This window comes from Runella sp. R0.1_18, from assembly GCF_057652155.1.
Map to the genome: position 1 here is coordinate 477,788 of NZ_JBYFCK010000002.1, position 17,229 is coordinate 495,016.

The 17,229-nt window shown below is 45.2% G+C and carries 13 protein-coding genes; 12 read left to right on the forward strand and 1 reads right to left on the reverse strand.

Annotated elements, in window-relative coordinates; genetic code table 11:
- Nucleotides 1–96: 96 nt before the first annotated feature.
- The 5 genes from AC23P2_RS04760 to AC23P2_RS04780 all read left to right on the forward strand — a co-directional run bounded on the left by AC23P2_RS04760 (nt 97) and on the right by AC23P2_RS04780 (nt 8,508).
- A complete protein-coding gene (locus AC23P2_RS04760) occupies nt 97–2,895 on the forward strand; it encodes an outer membrane beta-barrel protein (RefSeq protein ID WP_487772138.1) in 2,799 nt (932 codons plus the stop codon).
- A gap of 123 nt (nt 2,896–3,018) precedes the next feature.
- Nucleotides 3,019–3,759: a GLPGLI family protein gene (locus AC23P2_RS04765; protein WP_487772139.1), complete on the forward strand. Its 741-nt coding sequence runs from the start codon at nt 3,019–3,021 to the stop codon at nt 3,757–3,759.
- 34 nt (nt 3,760–3,793) lie between these two features.
- On the forward strand, nt 3,794–5,605 hold the full coding sequence (locus AC23P2_RS04770) for a sensor histidine kinase (protein ID WP_487772140.1): 1,812 nt from the start codon (nt 3,794–3,796) through the stop codon (nt 5,603–5,605).
- Nucleotides 5,606–5,608: 3 nt separating this feature from the next.
- Nucleotides 5,609–6,304: a response regulator transcription factor gene (locus tag AC23P2_RS04775; protein WP_487772141.1), complete on the forward strand. Its 696-nt coding sequence runs from the start codon at nt 5,609–5,611 to the stop codon at nt 6,302–6,304.
- 386 nt (nt 6,305–6,690) lie between these two features.
- On the forward strand, nt 6,691–8,508 hold the full coding sequence (locus AC23P2_RS04780; RefSeq protein ID WP_487772142.1) for a glycosyltransferase family protein: 1,818 nt from the start codon (nt 6,691–6,693) through the stop codon (nt 8,506–8,508).
- Between the two features lie 141 nt (nt 8,509–8,649).
- Here AC23P2_RS04780 and AC23P2_RS04785 read toward each other — a convergent pair whose 3' ends face one another.
- Nucleotides 8,650–9,723 carry an MBL fold metallo-hydrolase gene (locus AC23P2_RS04785; protein ID WP_487772143.1) on the reverse strand — a complete coding sequence of 358 codons (1,074 nt, stop codon included), beginning with the start codon at nt 9,721–9,723 and terminating at the stop codon, nt 8,650–8,652.
- Between the two features lie 133 nt (nt 9,724–9,856).
- Here AC23P2_RS04785 and AC23P2_RS04790 point away from each other — a divergent pair, with 133 nt between their 5' ends.
- From AC23P2_RS04790 to AC23P2_RS04820, 7 genes are all read left to right on the forward strand, one after another.
- Nucleotides 9,857–11,038 carry an acyltransferase family protein gene (locus AC23P2_RS04790; protein ID WP_487772144.1) on the forward strand — a complete coding sequence of 394 codons (1,182 nt, stop codon included), beginning with the start codon at nt 9,857–9,859 and terminating at the stop codon, nt 11,036–11,038.
- Between the two features lie 83 nt (nt 11,039–11,121).
- On the forward strand, nt 11,122–11,898 hold the full coding sequence (locus AC23P2_RS04795; protein ID WP_487772145.1) for a DUF2490 domain-containing protein: 777 nt from the start codon (nt 11,122–11,124) through the stop codon (nt 11,896–11,898).
- On the forward strand, nt 11,898–12,806 hold the full coding sequence (locus AC23P2_RS04800) for a sulfite exporter TauE/SafE family protein (protein ID WP_487772146.1): 909 nt from the start codon (nt 11,898–11,900) through the stop codon (nt 12,804–12,806). The genes AC23P2_RS04795 and AC23P2_RS04800 overlap by 1 nt, the downstream gene beginning before the upstream one ends.
- Before the next feature lie 93 nt (nt 12,807–12,899).
- On the forward strand, nt 12,900–14,090 hold the full coding sequence (locus tag AC23P2_RS04805) for a trans-sulfuration enzyme family protein (RefSeq protein WP_487772147.1): 1,191 nt from the start codon (nt 12,900–12,902) through the stop codon (nt 14,088–14,090).
- Between the two features lie 8 nt (nt 14,091–14,098).
- Nucleotides 14,099–14,812, forward strand: coding sequence for a phosphoadenylyl-sulfate reductase (locus AC23P2_RS04810; protein WP_487772148.1), 714 nt, complete (start codon nt 14,099–14,101; stop codon nt 14,810–14,812).
- Between the two features lie 62 nt (nt 14,813–14,874).
- A complete protein-coding gene (gene cysD / locus AC23P2_RS04815; protein WP_487772149.1) occupies nt 14,875–15,819 on the forward strand; it encodes a sulfate adenylyltransferase subunit CysD in 945 nt (314 codons plus the stop codon).
- Nucleotides 15,820–15,906: 87 nt separating this feature from the next.
- Nucleotides 15,907–17,154 carry a sulfate adenylyltransferase subunit 1 gene (locus AC23P2_RS04820; protein ID WP_487772150.1) on the forward strand — a complete coding sequence of 416 codons (1,248 nt, stop codon included), beginning with the start codon at nt 15,907–15,909 and terminating at the stop codon, nt 17,152–17,154.
- Nucleotides 17,155–17,229 lie beyond the last annotated feature (75 nt).

The following is a 17,229-nucleotide window of genomic DNA, read 5'->3' on the forward strand; positions in this document are numbered from 1 at the left end:
TTGTGAGCAACCCTCGACACAAAAATTCGACATCGCACGGGCGACCCCGTCTGCATTCTGCACTCGACATTCTAAAATTAACCCAACAGCTATTTTATGAAGAACTATTTGTACATTTTAGTATTTGCGCTTGTTTCGAGCGGGGCTTTTGCCCAAAAAATCAGTATCAAAGGTGCCTTACGCGACTCTGCCAACCGACCTTTGGAAGGAGCCACGGTAATGCTACTCGACGGGAAAGACACGTCGTTGGTTTCCTTTGCCCGCTCCCAAAGTTCAGGGCTTTTTGAGTTTAAAAACCTCACCAATGAGGCGTATTTTCTCAAGGCCACGTATGTGGGATTACAACCTGTTCAACAGCGCATTACGCCTGCAAAAACCGAGTTAATCGACCTCGGCGCCATCAAAATGATGCCTGTTTCCAAAGACCTTAACGAGGTAACTGTCAAGGGAGAGCGTGATCCTGTCAAAATCAAGCAAGACACGATTGAGTACAACGCGGGGTCGTTTAAGGTACAACCCAACGCCGTTGTGGAAGATTTGCTCAAACGCCTTCCTGGCGTGGAAGTGGACCGCGACGGAACGGTAAAAGCCCAAGGCCAGCAAGTACGCCGCGTGATGGTGGACGGCAAGGAGTTTTTTGGCCGCGACCCCAAGATGGCTACCAAAAACCTCCCTGCGGATGCCGTGGACAAAGTACAAGTGTTTGATAGAAAATCAGACCAGTCGCAGTTTACGGGTATCGACGATGGCCAACGCGAAAAAACCATCAACCTGACGCTGAAAGAAGAAAAGAAAAAAGGAATGTTTGGAACGGCTACTGCTGGGCTTGGCCCCGACAGCCGCTATTCAGTCAAAGCTAACCTCAATCGTTTTAGCAAAAAACGCCAATTATCCTTTTTAGGGATGACCAACAACATCAACCAGCAAGGTTTTTCGATTGATGACTACATGAGTTTTACGGGGACTGCCCAGCGCATGATGTCAGGCGGAGCTGTTCGCCTTCAATTCAACTCCGATGATGATGCCGTCATACCGCTTAATTTCAACGGCCGCAACAACGGTTTTGTAAAATCGGGTGGGGCAGGACTCAATTACAACGACCAGCTCAGTAAAAAAACGGAGTTACAAAGCAGTTATTTCTATAACCAACTCGACCAGCTCATCGAGCGCGAAACCAACCGTGAGTCGTTTTTCCCCACGGGAAGTTTTCAATCGAAGCAAAATACAGCCCAAAATACGACCAATGCCACGCACCGTGCTAATTGGACGGTTGACCACAAAATAGATTCACTCAATTCCCTCAAATGGACCAACAACGCTAACTATGCCCAAAATAGCTCCAATACGGGAAGTAGCACCAGTACGACCAATGCCAGTGGCTTGTTGGAAAATGATGGAACTCGGCAGTCATTTTCCAAAGGAAATACGTTTCGTTTAAATTCGGAATTGTTGTGGCGTCATAAGTTTGCCAAAAAAGGACGTACCCTTTCGACTAATTTTATGTTGGGGCTAGAACAAAGCGACCGAAATGGCAACCTCCAAGCGGTTAATACGTTTTACTTGCCTTCAGGTGCGAAAAATCGCATAGATACGCTCCGTCAAACCAATACACAGACCAACGACCGCCAAACCTATGGGCTGACGGCTTCCTATACCGAACCATTGGGTAAGCGTCGTTATTTGGAGTTCAATTATGCCCTCAATTTGACCCAAAACGACGTAAATCGCCAAGTGTATGACGTCAACGGTGATGGACGTTCACCACGTTTCAACGCTCAGCTGAGCAACCAATTTCGCAATGATTTTATCTATCAGCGTGGAGGCTTGAACTTACGTTTCAACGGTCAAAAGTATAATTTCTCGACAGGTGTCAGCGTGCAGCAATCGACGCTAGACGGTGAGTTGATTTTACAAAATGCGCAAATCAAACGTTCGTTTACCAACCTATTGCCTAACCTCCGTTACCAATACAATTTCTCTAACAGCCGTAACCTCAACATTACGTACGACACCGACGTGCGCGAGCCAAGTATTCAGCAACTTTCGCCGATTGTCGATAACGGCGACCCACTTAATATCGTACTGGGAAATCCCAACTTACGTCCCGAATACAACCATCGTTTAAACCTTAATTTTTTCAATTTCAATCAGTTAAACTTTAGTAACTTTTTTGCCTTTGCCAATTTTACCTACACGACCAACCGAATTACCAATGCTCAACAAGTGGACGCAAATTTGGTGCGAACCTACCGCCCCGTGAACGTCAAAGATGATTATACCTTCAATGCCAACCTTTCTAAGGGTTTCCGTATCAAGGCTTTGAACACACGCGTGAATTTGAGTAGCAATTTGCTTCTCAACCGAGGTATTACACCCGTCAATGACGTCGATAACCGCACGCGCCGCTTAGAAAGCCGTAATACGCTTCGTTTGGAATACCGTTTCAAAGAGTGGATAGACCTCTCTACGAGCGGCACCATTACGTACAACCAAACGGCCTATTCGCTTAACAGTGCGCTAAATCAGTCGTTTGTCAACCAACGCTACGATGTGGAAGGAAACTTTAAGTTGACCAAATCACTCAACCTAACCTCCTCGCTCGATTACAGTGTTTACAACTTTGCGGGCTCCTCATTCAACCAAAAAGTGCCCATTTGGAACGCCTCGATTTCGCAGTTTTTCTTGAAAAATAAACGCGGTGAGTTGAAGTTTTCGGTCGTGGATATGCTTAATCGCAACGTGGGTATCAACCGAATAGCACAGGCCAACTTCGTTCAAGATGAACGGATTCGTTCACTCGGGCGCTACTACCTCGTCAGTTTTACCTATAGTCTCAAAAATCTGCTGGGCGGTGGTACGCCTTCGGGAGGTATTCGAGTGATTCAGCGAGGATAGGAGGGAGTGTCGAGGGTAGAGTGCAGAATGTCGAAGGGGGGCTGGCTGTAATCCGTGCTGAGGGATGCTCACAACCCGAACACTCCAAATAAAGAATCAATTTTTGCTTTAATTTATAAACCAATGAAAAACCAACTTTTAGTATTTCTTTTGGCGATGAGCCCAGTTGTGGCAGTAGTAGCCCAGCAAAACGAAGGCGTGGTGTCGTACGACCAAAAAATCAATATGCACAAACGCATTCAAGATGAATCGATGAAAGCAATGATGCCTGAGTTTCGTATTAACAAAATGCAACTTACCTTTAAAGGGAGTGAGTCATTGTATAAAGCGGCGGTGCAGCAGCAAAACGATGAGTCGGAAAGTACCGACGGTAACGGCGCAACCGTTCGGATGGTGATTCGGGTGCCTCAAAATGAAACGTATCGCAATTATGAACTTCAGAAAAATGTTGAAATACGTGAATTGGCAGGACAAAAGTTTTTGGTTGAAGATACCCTCAAACGGATGCCGTGGAAATTGACGGGTGAGATGAAAAAAATCCAAAACTACGACTGCATGAAAGCAACAATGATTAATAAAGTCAACAATCAGCCGATTGTAGCGTGGTTTACGGAAGCGATACCCGTTCCAAGTGGTCCCGCTGGTTTTGGTGGACTTCCTGGCTTAATTTTGGAAGTTGATGTGAATGATGGGGACATGACGTATCTGATGACCAAAGTTGATTTCAAATCGCTTACTAACAATGACTTAAAAGCGCCATCGGGAGGCAAAAAAATCACAGACGCTGAGTTTACGAAAAAACGTGACGAATACATGAAAGAAATGGGGGCTTCGGGAGGAGGTATTCGGATTATTCGCAATTAAAAGCTTTCGTAACGGGGGAAAAAATCGGATAAGGATGCGTAAAGAGAAGAAAAACACAAATTCCTCAAGGCTGTACTCAGCACAAGTAGGAGGATTATTGATGGTCGCTAGTATGCTTTTACTAGCGGCCTTTCAGGCATTTTGGCTTCGCAAAGAGTACCAAGAACAAAAAAGTATTTTGCAAAAAGAAGCCGATATTCTCTTCCGAACCACTATCCAAACGATGGAAGACTCGGTGATTCAGCGGAAGATTTCTGCGCCTTTGAAACAGGCATTCCTTATACCAGCACCCGTAGAAAAGAAAATAACATCACCTCAAAAAGCAGCATTTGAGCTAACAAAAACAACTAAAGAATCTATACCAACGAAACAACCTCTATCTAAAACCTCTGAACAATCGACGACTAATATGTTTAGGTACACTGCTAGGTTTGTTCAGTCAGCTGGACGAGACTCAGTCGTATCCCCTAAAAATAAGCTGCTTGACATTCTACAAAAAACAAAGCCTGAGGACATAAAAAACGTCCGAATAGATGCCATAGGAAATTTAGATATCACCCAGCTTACTATTGCAGACACAACTGCTAGAGGAGAGTCGAAGATTATGATTGTCAAATCTCACACACCCTCCGACAGTCTTCAACGACTGTTTGGGAGAGTAGCTAGAATTGCACTTCTCAACAAAAGCAAATCTGATTCCATTGCTCCAACTCCTCCTTTTTCTATTAAAGACATTAAAATTTCAATAGCTCAGGCTCCTCCAAAAACAAACGGCAAGAAGAAAAAACAATTAACATTGTCCTCAACCAAAGAAACCAATTTCGTCATTCGTTTCGACCAAGATTCACTTCAAATCAACGACATACAGAAATTGTATGGACGTCAAATAAAGCAAGCAAATCTTCAGTTGCCGTTTAAAGTCATTCGTAAAAAAACAACTGATACCACCGCCAAAGCCGACTCACTGACCACATTGGCCACCTCAGCCGTGAAAACAGCCATGCCTATGGGAAACACGTATCGCGCTGTTTTTGCTGATTATCAAGGGTACTTGTTGAAAAAAATTGTACCCCAAAGCCTGTTTTCCTTTTTCTTATTGGCCATTACGGGACTGGCTTTTGCGGCTATTTATCGAAACTTGCAGCAACAGCGCCGATTGACCGAGCTCAAAAACGATTTTATCAGCAACGTGACGCATGAGCTCAAAACGCCCATTGCTACGGTAAGCGTCGCCATCGAAGCATTACAAAATTTTGGGGCTGCTCAAAATCCCAAGCTCACCCAAGAATACCTTGAAATTTCTAAAAATGAACTTAGTAGGCTTACGCTGTTGGTGGACAAAGTCCTGAAAATGGCGACCTTTGAGCAACAAGGGTTACAATTAAACCAAGAATCGCTGGACGTCGCTCAGCTTGTTCAACAAGTATTGCAATCGATGAAACTGCAATTTGAAAAATGCCGTGCTGAAGTTCACTTTGAACCACAAGGCAGTGATTTTCAGGCAAGTGTTGACCGTATTCACCTCACCAACGTCATCTATAATTTGTTAGATAATGCTTTGAAATACAGCGAAAATATCCCTGAGATTGCGTTACAACTGTCAGAAACACCAATCCAGCTGACCCTCATCGTCCGCGACAAGGGTATTGGTATCCCCGCCGAATACCAAACCCGTGTTTTTGATAAATTTTTCCGCGTACCTACGGGCGATATGCACAACGTAAAAGGCTATGGGTTGGGGCTCAACTACGTAGCGTCGGTAGTAGAACAGCACCATGGAACCATTTCCGTAGAAAGCGAAGCGGGAAAAGGCAGTACATTTACCATCACATTACCCAAAGCGTAAGCCATGTCAACCAAAATTCTCTACGTCGAAGACGAACCATTTTTAGGAAAAATTGTAAAAGAAAGCCTCGAAAGTCGCGGGTTTGAGGTCTGTATGGTTGCCGATGGAAGAGAGGTTATTGCCCAATTTAAGACGTTTAGGCCCGTCGTTTGTGTGCTTGACATCATGCTTCCTTACCGCGACGGATACGCATTGGCCCAAGACATACGTCAATTACAACCCGACATGCCCATTATTTTTTTGACGGCCAAAACCCAAACCGAAGACGTTTTAAAAGGATTTCAAGTGGGCGGCAATGATTTTATCCGAAAACCCTTTAGCATGGAAGAACTCATTGTTCGGATTCAGAATTTACTGCACCTTACCCAACAAAAAACCGCTGCAACCACCGCCATTTCCCCTAATCAAGCCATCGCGCTCGGTCAGTATCAATTTTTGCCCCATCGCTACGAACTCCACCAAGCAGGAAACATCCGAAAGCTCTCACACCGCGAAACCGAATTGCTTTCTATTTTGACCGAAAATCTCAACTTTACCGTACAGCGCCGCGACATCCTTTTGCGCGTTTGGGGCGATGACTCCTTTTTTAATTCGCGCAACCTCGATGTCTATATCACCCGCCTCCGCGATTACTTCCGCGACGACTCTACCCTCGAAATCATTACCCTCAAAGGAGTTGGCTATCTTTTCAAAGCCTAACCATCCTCTTTGTCAACAATTTATTACTTTCCTTCGGAGCCTCCGTAGTTTTTTATTCATTTTTTCTTTAGTATTGTTGGAGAAGAAACTACTTATTTGAAGTAGCAAACTCGCCACAATTGTTAGTGAAACTCTAAATATTCTTTTTCCAAAAAACCTGTTTTTGGGTTATTTCAAGCCATTACGCCCAAAAGTCAGGGTATTTGTAGGACAATAGTTAGACGCACTTGGGCAGGTCTATTTCTACCGAGTAGTGTTTAGTTTTCATAAAGCTACTTAGGGGATTCATTTTTTGGTGGAAGGCTAAATATCCATTATTATTGCATAACACAATCTTGAAATAATTCATTTTTTACATTGAATTGTACATTAACCCGTACTTAACCGTGGAAAAAAAACAAAAAAAGAGTCTCCTCTTTGAAGTCGCTTGGGAAGTTTGTAACCAAGTTGGAGGGATTTATACCGTTATAAGAAGCAAGGTCCCTGCCATGGTTGACCAATGGGGCGACGAATATGTGTGCCTTGGCCCTTATTTTCCCCAGCGCGCGCTCACCGAATACGAACCTATTACCTCAGACGATGGCTCGGGTCTTTACCAAGTTGTTCAAAAAATGCGCGAAGAAGGCTTGGCGGTAGAGTATGGATATTGGCTCATCACGGGCAAACCCCGCGTGGTTTTGTTTGACATTCGTAGCATGATGCCACGCTTAGATGCCATCAAATACGGATTGTGGGAACGCCATCAAATCTCGACGGTCAATGTTGAAGACCTTGTCAACCAAACCCTTTGCTTTGGCGAGATGGTGCGGAAGTTCTTAACTTACTACGCCCAAGATTACGCTCGAAAATTTGATATTACCGCCCACTTCCACGAGTGGATGGCGAGCTCAGGCTTGCCTGATTTACGCCGCGACGACGTGCGGGTAGCGACTGTATTTACTACCCATGCCACCATGCTAGGGCGTTATATCGCTTCCAACGAGCGTGATTTTTACCACAAACTCCCTTATTTCGACTGGAAACACGAAGCTCGGCATTACGGTATTGAAGCGCAAGCGACGGTTGAGCGCCTGGCCTACTTGAATGCCCACGTCAGCACGACGGTCAGCGACGTAACAGCCCGCGAATGTGAGGTGTTTCTTGGAAAAACACCTGATTTGGTACTACCAAACGGCCTTAATATTCAACGCTTTGCGGCGGTCCACGAGTTCCAAAACCTTCACATGAAGTACAAGGAGAATATCCACGATTTTGTGATGGGGCATTTCTTCCAGAGCTATTCTTTCAATCTTGATAAAACGCTCTACTTCTTCACATCGGGTCGGTATGAGTTTGTCAATAAAGGCTACGACATTACCCTCGAAGCCCTCGCTCGCCTAAACTGGAAAATGGTGCAGGCCAAAATGGACATGACGGTGGTGATGTTTATCGTTACCAAACAGCCGTATCATTCTATTAACCCTGACGTGCTGCAGTCGCGGGCGGTATTGGGAGAAATTCAGGATACGTGTAATGCCATTGAGAAACAACTGGGAGAAAAGTTATACATGGCCTCGGCTGCATCGAGCGACCACAATTTGCCTGATTTGAATCAGTTTGTGGACGAATACTGGCGCTTGCGTTTGCGTCGGACGATTCAAACGTGGAAAACAAAACGTTTGCCACCTTACGTAACGCACGATTTAAAAACGCCTGATTCTATCACCGAATACTGCGAGCGTTCGGGACTCAAAAACCACGAACAAGACCGCGTGAAAATTGTCTATCACCCCGACTTTATTGCTTCTACCAACCCGCTTTTTGGGTTAGACTATGGGCAGTTTGTGCGGGGATGCCACTTAGGTATTTTCCCAAGTTACTACGAACCGTGGGGCTATACGCCGCTTGAGTGCGTAGTGCGCGGGATTCCGACCGTAACAAGCGATTTGTCTGGTTTTGGTGACTTTATCATGCAAATCATGCGCGATTTTGAAAACCGTGGTATTTATGTCATCAACCGCAAAACGCAGGACTTTGACCAAGCCGCTGATCAGCTCGCCAACATTTTGTTCAAATTTGTGAAGATGAACCTCCGCGAACGTATTCAACAGCGGAATAAAGTAGAAAACATTGCCGAAGTATTCGATTGGAACAACCTCCGTTCGTACTACGACACGGCGCACGACTTGGCCGCCAAAAGAGCGCACAAAACAAGAGTTAGCTAACTGGAGTAGAGTTAATAGTTAACGGTTAACCGTGGCCACTGCGACCAGGGCATCTAATAACAACAGCGGCGAAGGATTCCCTTCGCCGCTGTTGTTATTAGATAATTCGTCATTCCCTAATTCATCATTCGTAATTTTTCATCACAGCCTCACCACTTCTCCCACACCTGCTAATTGAATAAACCCCTGATTTTCGGGCTTTTTCTTTAGTTCTTGTAATACCCGATAAGGATCACCTAATGGTTCGTCCGATAAATCAAACGTTCCGTAGTGCATCGGAATAAAGCGTTTTGCTTTGAGTTCATGGGCTGATTTGACGGCATCTTTAGGCCCCATGTGGCTGGCCGACATAAACCATTCGGGTTTGTAAGCACCCACCCCCAACAATGCGATGTCAATGCCTCCAAACAGTTGACCTAACTCTTGGTAATGTACTCCATAGCCCGAATCTGACCCAAAATACACACTTTTCCCATTGGCCCGAATCAAGTACGAACCCCAAAGGTTTTTGTTTGTATCGTTGAGGTAGCGCCGCCCCCAGTGACGAGCAGGCAAATAAATGACTTCAATTTTTGTGGTATCGGTTTGATACGCCTGAAACCAACCCGCCGACTGAATTTTTGTACTTTTTACCCAATCTCCAAATACTGTCTCTACCCCCAAACCCGTCAAATAAACGGTATTGGGGTTTTGAGGAGCCAGCGCTTTTAGGCTTTGCTCGTCGCAGTGGTCGCGGTGATCGTGCGAAACGATGATGTAATCCAAATTTTTGAGGTCTGAAATAGCCACGGGAAGTTCGCTAAAACGTTTCATCAAAAACGAAGGACTGTCGAGGACAGGGTCGGTCAAAAAAGTGACCCCGTTGAGTCGGATAAAAAACGTAGCGTGCCCGAGCCACACCACACAATCTTCGTTTGAATGTAAGAAATCCGAATTTTTGGTAACGCTCAGGCGAAACGTGTCCGTTTTCTTTTCTTGCTTTTGTGGGTTTGTTTCCGTTTGCCAACGCCACAATTCGCCAAAAGCAGGTAAGGGCGTAACGGGGTCATTCAAAAAGCGCCCTTGCGGATTGACAGGGTTCCCTTTCCAATCGGCTCGAATGGTTTTCAAGTTTGGATTTGAACGAAATCCCTCGACCTTCCAGTCAAATTTTTCGTACATAAAAAAATAAAATACGCTTCCCAAGGAAGCTACAACCACCAAGGTAACTAGCATTTTTTTTGACCGAAGAAAAGGTATCAAAGCACAAATAATTAGTAGTATCAGAAACACCCTTGATAAGTTCATAGTTCGCCAAGGTTATAAAACTCTTAACGTTATCTTTTTGCACCAAACCCTTTTCTCTCTCATGGCACAAACTATACCTAACCGCATTTCTTCTGTTGACGCGTACCGGGGCTTTGTGATGTTTCTGATGATGGCCGAAGTCCTCGAATTTGGTCACATTTCCAAAACCCTTCCCGAAAGCTCATTTTGGGCTTTTTTAGCCTTTAACCAAGACCACGTTGAGTGGGTGGGCTGTTCGCTTCACGACCTTATTCAGCCTTCGTTTTCCTTTTTAGTGGGTGTGGCACTGCCTTACTCCGTAGCCAGTCGAGTGGCTAAGGGACAGACCTTTCGCGATATGTTTGGCCATACGCTTCAGCGGTCGCTTATTCTCATTTTCTTGGGGGTGTTTTTACGCTCCATGCACCGTGAGCAAACCAACTTTACTTTTGAAGATACCCTTTCGCAAATTGGGATGGGGTACCCATTTTTGTTTTGGTTTGGCTTTAAGTCGGTTCGTACCCAGTTGACTGCATTGGCTACTATTTTGGTAGGCTATTGGCTCTTTTTTTTCCTGTATCCACTACCCGATGCCAACTTTGACTACGCTGCCGTAGGTGTTACCCCCGATTGGGAACACAATTTGAAAGGATTGGCGGCCCATTGGAACAAAAACACCAATGCAGCATGGGCGTTTGACCAATGGTTTATGAACCTTTTCCCGCGTGAAAAACCCTTTATTCGTAACGGTGGAGGGTATTCTACGCTAAGTTTTATCCCTACCCTCGGTACTATGACGCTAGGGCTATTGGCAGGACAATGGCTCAAAGACGAAACAAGCCCCAAAGAAAAAGCCCTGAAATTTGTGGCCATGGGTGTTAGTTTGTTAATCATTGCCCTAACCCTCAACTGGTTGGGTATTTGCCCCAATGTAAAACGCATCTGGACACCCACATGGGTGTTGTTCAGTGGTGGCTGGTGCTTTATTTTATTGGCCGCTTTCTTTTGGTTGGTCGATATTCAGGGTTATCGAAAGGCTTTCTTTTGGTTGATTGTGATTGGAATGAACTCCATTGCGGCCTACGTAATCTCCCATACCATAGTAGAGTTTATTCATCACTCTATTCAAATTCATATCTCAAAAACCTACGACCAAGCCTTTGGAACGACCTACGAATCGCTTGTACGTGGCGGGCTTATTCTTTTTGTAGAGTGGTCAATTTTGTACTGGATGTATAAAAATCGGATTTTTGTAAGAATTTAATCAGATTTTCACACCCTTTTTTGGACTATTCAAATAGAGCGCCTACTTTTGTCATGCCGTTCCGAAAGGGCGGCATTTAATTTATGCAAAAAAGTCTATATAGATTATATACCATATCTGGAATTAGGATTATTAGTTTCATTCTCCTTCAAGCAGTAGGTTATAAAACGATAGCACAACAAAAAGAAGTAACTCGTCAAACTTTGTACTGGACGCGCTACTATAATCAGTTGAATTTTCACCCAAGATGGGCTTGGCACAATGAAATCGACAATCGTCGGTTTTTACAGTCCAACACCCAACATCACTTGATTATGCACAGCCATCTTCATTATAAAGTTTTGCCTAACGTTGACATTGCAGCGGGTTTTACGTATTCGCGGCAAAGTCCCCAAAGTCCTGACGCAACGGTGCATTTGGTTGTCCCTGAGCTTCGGCCTTTTCAGGAAATAAACCTAACAATGCCCTTTGGAAAACGGCTGGTATTGGCCCAACGGCTAAGAGTTGACGAGCGGTTTATTCATAGAAACAACGGAAAACAGTTGCTCGACGGCTATGATTTTAATTTTCGCATACGACTGAGAGCACAAGCTATCTTTTTGTTATCAAAGAAAAGCAATCAGTATAATTCATATTTAAAAGTAGCTAACGAACTAATGGTCAATGCAGGGAAGAATGTTAGCCTTAATCAATTTGATCAAAATCGCATTTACTTTGGATTTGAGCAGAATTTAGGAAAGAAAGCCGCCCTTGAATTAGGCTATTTACACTGGTACCAGCAGCGAAGTAGTGGGTATCAGTTCTTTAATCGAGATATTACGAGACTTACGATATACCACCGAATTAACATAAAATCCTGATGAACCCAGCCACAAAAACGGCGCCTATTTCAGCCAAAAAGCCCCAATTCGACACCGAAAAGTGGATGTGGATGGGGATTCCTATCACTTTGTTGACGCTTACGTTTGGTTACCTTGTTTTTAAACACGGTTCTGATTTCTCTTTCGAGAGTTTTAAAGCGGGGCTCAATTCTGATTTTGTTTTTTTTCTGTTGGTAGGTGTTTTCGCCCAGCTTGTTGACGGAGCACTAGGAATGGGTTACGGAGCCAGTGCGACTTCCTTTCTGCTCACTTTGGGCGTACCGCCTGCTGTGAGCAGTACGAGCGTTCACTTGTCAGAAATGTTTACCACGGGCGCATCAGCCATTTCACATTTTAAGTTTAAAAACATCAATAAAAAGCTCTTTCGTACGCTTTTGATTCCTGGTGTAATTGGCTCAATAACAGGTGCTTATTTACTATCAGACGTTATCGACGGAAACGCCATTAAGCCGTATATCTCTGCCTATATGGTCGTGCTTGGCTGTATCATCGTCAGCAAAGGGTTGAAGAAAACCACCGTTAAAAAACCAACCAAGCGCCTAGGAGTATTAGCGCTTTTTGGTGGTTTTATGGATGCCGTTGGCGGCGGTGGGTGGGGGCCTATCGTTACTTCTACCCTCATCGGTCGCGGACGTGACCCTCGTTACACCATTGGTTCAGTCAACGCGGCCGAATTTGCCGTTGCATTCGCCAGTGGTATTACTTTCTTGCTCTTTGAAGGAATCAACAGCTGGCAAGTGGTGTTAGGTTTAGTGTTAGGAGGGGTTTTAGCTGCACCTTTTGGGGCCTATTTGGTCAACAAAGTCAACCGTAAACCGCTGATGGTCATTGTAGGTTGTTTGGTCATCTTCTTGGGCTTACGCGTAGTTTTAAAAGCGATATTGTAGTATAATGTGTAATTTTGCGACCTCATTCAAAAAGGTCTTTTTACTGGTAGCCAAACACCCACTCGTTTTACTACCCTAATTTCAAAGAAAATCATGAAACGTCAGACGAAAGCGATTCGTACGCAAACGAAAAAAACGCAGTACCGCGAACATTCAACGCCCCTTTTTCTAACCTCAAGTTTTTCATTTGAGTCGGCAGAACAAGGTAAGGCATTGTTTGACGAGACAGAAGAAGGCAATATCTACAGCCGCTTCTCCAATCCTAGCGTTCAAGAATTTGTGGACAAAGTGTGTATGCTCGAAGGAGCGGAAGAGGGGCTTGCCACCGCTACGGGTATGGCAGCCGTTTTCGCAAGTATGGCGGGCATTCTGAAGTCTGGCGATCATATTATTGCCTGTCGGGCCTTGTTCGGGTCGGCACACCAAATCATCACCCAAATTTTTGCCAAATGGGGCATTACTTACACCTATTTGGACGCCGATGCCACCGAAGCACAGTGGGAAGCGGCCGTTCAGCCCAATAGCCGCATGGTGTACCTCGAAACGCCTTCTAACCCAGGGCTGGAGTTGGTGGATTTAGCCATGATTGGCCGTTTGTGCAAAAAACACAATTTGATATTCAACGTTGACAACTGTTTTGCTACGCCTATCATTCAAACACCGATTGATTTTGGCGCCGATTTAGTGGTTCACTCAGCGACCAAATTCATGGATGGGCAAGGCCGTGTTTTGGGTGGGGTAGTAGTTGGCAAAGCTGAATACATCGCTCCAATTCGTTTCTTCTGCCGCCACACGGGGCCGTCGATGTCGCCGTTTAACGCGTGGACATTGAGCAAGAGCCTCGAAACGTTGGAGCTTCGCATGGAGAAACACAGCCAAAATGCGTTGAAATTGGCGCAGGCGTTGGAAGCATTGCCTGAAGTCAAAAAAGTAAACTATCCGTTTTTGCCAAGTCATGCCCAATATGAGCTTGCCAAAGCGCAAATGAACGCGGGTGGTGCCATCGTAACCATAGAATTGGAAGGCGGTTTTGAGCGCGTAAGCGCCTTTATGAAAGCACTCCAAATTCCGACCTTGTCATCCAATTTAGGAGATACCCGTACCATCATTACCAATCCATTTACGACCACTCACTCAAAATTGAAACCCAACGAAAAAGCAGCATTGGGCATCACCGAAGGGTTGATTCGGATTTCGGTTGGGTTGGAGTCGATAGAAGATTTGATTGAAGACTTTTCACAAGCAGCCATCGTAAGCGCAGAAGTACTGGCTGAAAAAATATAGTTATTACCATGACACCCACCGAAACACATAGTACCGAATCGTTGCTACACCAAATTGAAGGCAAAACAGAAGTCGAAGCTCTTCGCCTTTTGTCGGAGCTTTTTCCTGGGCAAGTGGCATTTTCGAGCAGCTTGGGCTACGAAGACCAAGTCATTACCGACATGATTTTGGCCAACGGCATCGACATTCGCATTTTTACCCTCGATACGGGGCGGATGTTTCCCGAAAGCTACACGACCCTGCAAAAAACCAACAATCGCTACGATACTAAGCTAGAGGTGTTTTTTCCTCAGAGCGCAGGTGTTGAGAAATTACTCACCGAGAAAGGACCACTTAGCTTCTACGAATCCGTCGAAAACCGCAAAGAGTGCTGTTTTATTCGTAAAGTTGAACCCCTTAATCGTGCGCTCAAAGGCGTAAAAGTGTGGGTAACGGGTATCCGTGCCGAGCAGTCAAACAACCGTACAGGAATGCAAGCCATCGAATGGGATGGAGGGCATGAGTTATTCAAATATAACCCTTTGCTTGCTTGGAGTTTTGACGAAGTAAAACAATACGTAAAAGCCCATAATGTCCCCTATAACCCGCTGCACGACAAAGGGTTTGTGAGCATTGGCTGTGCCCCTTGTACCCGTGCTATCCTCGAAGGTGAAGACTTCCGCGCTGGCCGTTGGTGGTGGGAAGATGAAAGTAAAAAAGAGTGTGGGTTACACGCCAGATAAGCAGCCCCCTAACCCCCAAAGGGGGTATAAATACAGTTTTTAACGGTAATTCAACTTAAAACATGATAAGTTTTAATCAAAAAATAGACACAAAAAATACCCCCATTGGGGGCAGGGGGGCTTTAGACCAACTCGAATCGGAAGCCATCTACATCATGCGCGAAGTGGCGGGTCAATTTGAGCGTCCAGCCTTGTTGTTTTCGGGCGGTAAAGATTCGATTACGCTGGTACGCCTTGCCCAAAAGGCATTTGCCCCAGGTAAAATTCCTTTTCCATTGGTTCATATCGATACAGGCCACAACTTCCCCGAAGCAACTCAATACCGCGATTGGATGGCCAATGAAGTGGGAGCGAAGTTGATTGTTCGCCAAGTAGAAGATACCATCAAAGCCAAAGGCTTAAAAGAACCAACGGGTAAAAACGCCAGCCGCAACTGGCTTCAAACGTTTACGCTGCTTGATACCATCGAAGAATTTGAATTCGACGCTTGTATCGGTGGTGCTCGCCGCGACGAAGAAAAAGCCCGCGCCAAAGAGCGTATTTTCTCCTTCCGCGATGAGTTTGGACAGTGGGATCCAAAACGTCAACGTCCTGAACTTTGGAATTTGTTCAACGGAAAAATTAGCAAAGGCGAAAACGTACGTTGTTTCCCGATTTCTAACTGGACCGAATTGGATGTGTGGGCGTACATTGAGCGCGAAAAAATTCCTCTACCAAGTATCTATTTCTCACACCAACGTGAAATGATTTTGCGCGACGGTAACTTGCTCGCCAACGCCGATTTTATCTACAAAGACGACTCCGACGTGATTGTTACTAAAACCGTTCGTTTCCGTACCGTAGGTGACATGACTTGTACAGCTGCCGTTGAATCAGAAGCCAGTACTATTGAACAAGTGGTAGCCGAAATTAAGGCTACGCGCATCAGCGAACGCGGTGAAACGCGTATCGACGACCAGCAAACCGAAGCGGCCATGGAAGACCGCAAAAAGGGAGGATATTTTTAATAATGTCGAATGTCGAGTGCAGAATGTCGAATAAGTTTTTTTCATTCGACATTCTGCACTCGACATTCGACACTCAACTTTGATACTATGGATATTCTAAGATTTATAACCGCAGGTAGTGTTGATGACGGGAAAAGTACCCTCATCGGACGCTTACTTTACGATACAAAAAGTATTTTGGCTGACCAACTGGAAGCCGTGGAAAAAGCCAGCAAAACGCGGGGCGATGGCGAAATCGACCTTGCGCTGTTGACCGATGGCTTGCGCTCGGAACGCGAACAAGGCATTACCATTGACGTGGCTTACAAGTACTTCCAAACGCCTAACCGTAAGTTTATCAGCATTGATGCCCCAGGGCATATTCAGTACACCCGCAACATGGTGACGGGTGCTTCCAATGCCGATTTGGCGATTATTTTGATTGATGCTCGTCAAGGAGTGGTAGAACAAACGCGTCGCCACTCGTTGATTGCTTCGATGTTGGGAATTCCTCACATCGTCGTGGCGGTCAATAAAATGGACTTGGTGGGTTATTCGGAAGATACGTTCTTGCAAATTGCGCAAGAATACCAAAAACTCGCCGACAAGTTGGCTATTAAAGACTTGAAAATCATCCCTGTAAGCGCCTTGGCGGGGGATAACATTGTGGACAAATCGGAGGCGATGCCTTGGTACACGGGCGAAACCATGCTTCATTTCTTAGAAAATGTAGATGTTCAGCACGATTTGAACCTCAACGACGCTCGTTTCTCGGTACAGTACGTGATTCGCCCTCAAACGGAAGAATTGCACGATTACCGTGGCTACGCAGGACGTGTACAGAGTGGCGTATTCCGTAAAGGGGATCCCATCACGGTGTTGCCATCAGAGCAAACGTCCAAAATCGCTAAAATTGAAGTGTATGGTGAGGAAGTAGAGGAAGTTTCGGCGCCTCAATCTGCGACGATATTGCTTGAAACCGACGTGGACATCAGCCGCGGTGACTTGATTAGTGGTACAGGTAATGCTCCTGTATTGAGCCAAGATGTAGAGGCAACTATTTGCTGGATGGATGACCGTAAAGAACTAAAAGTTGGGAATAAATATACCCTTCAACACGGTACTACTCGCGTTCGTTGTTCGGTAAAAGGCATCGAATACCGCGTGGATATTAGCAACTATGAGCAATTGGAAGACATCGAAAGCCTCAAGTTAAACGATGTTGCAAAGATTGTTCTTCGTACGGCCAAACCTATCGCTTACGACGCTTATCAAACTAACCGCGCCAACGGAGCGGCGATTTTGATTGACGAAACCTCTAACGTAACCGTAGGGGCTTGCATGGTGGAAGCCTAAGCGTTTTTTCCTTATTTCATAAACCCTCAGCTTTTGCAAGTTGGGGGTTTATTTTTTTCAGTAAAATCAACTGCA

Bases quoted from the DNA above. Each gene is read 5' to 3' on its own strand.
- AC23P2_RS04775 (WP_487772141.1), top strand. From the start codon at position 5,609: ATGTCAACCAAAATTCTCTACGTCGAAGACGAACCATTTTTAGGAAAA.
- AC23P2_RS04800 (WP_487772146.1), top strand. From the start codon at position 11,898: ATGAACCCAGCCACAAAAACGGCGCCTATTTCAGCCAAAAAGCCCCAA.
- AC23P2_RS04760 (WP_487772138.1), top strand. From the start codon at position 97: ATGAAGAACTATTTGTACATTTTAGTATTTGCGCTTGTTTCGAGCGGG.
- cysD (WP_487772149.1), top strand. From the start codon at position 14,875: ATGATAAGTTTTAATCAAAAAATAGACACAAAAAATACCCCCATTGGG.
- AC23P2_RS04790 (WP_487772144.1), top strand. From the start codon at position 9,857: ATGGCACAAACTATACCTAACCGCATTTCTTCTGTTGACGCGTACCGG.
- AC23P2_RS04785 (WP_487772143.1), bottom strand. From the start codon at position 9,723: ATGCTAGTTACCTTGGTGGTTGTAGCTTCCTTGGGAAGCGTATTTTAT.
- AC23P2_RS04805 (WP_487772147.1), top strand. From the start codon at position 12,900: ATGAAACGTCAGACGAAAGCGATTCGTACGCAAACGAAAAAAACGCAG.
- AC23P2_RS04820 (WP_487772150.1), top strand. From the start codon at position 15,907: ATGGATATTCTAAGATTTATAACCGCAGGTAGTGTTGATGACGGGAAA.
- AC23P2_RS04770 (WP_487772140.1), top strand. From the start codon at position 3,794: ATGCGTAAAGAGAAGAAAAACACAAATTCCTCAAGGCTGTACTCAGCA.
- AC23P2_RS04795 (WP_487772145.1), top strand. From the start codon at position 11,122: ATGCAAAAAAGTCTATATAGATTATATACCATATCTGGAATTAGGATT.
- AC23P2_RS04765 (WP_487772139.1), top strand. From the start codon at position 3,019: ATGAAAAACCAACTTTTAGTATTTCTTTTGGCGATGAGCCCAGTTGTG.
- AC23P2_RS04810 (WP_487772148.1), top strand. From the start codon at position 14,099: ATGACACCCACCGAAACACATAGTACCGAATCGTTGCTACACCAAATT.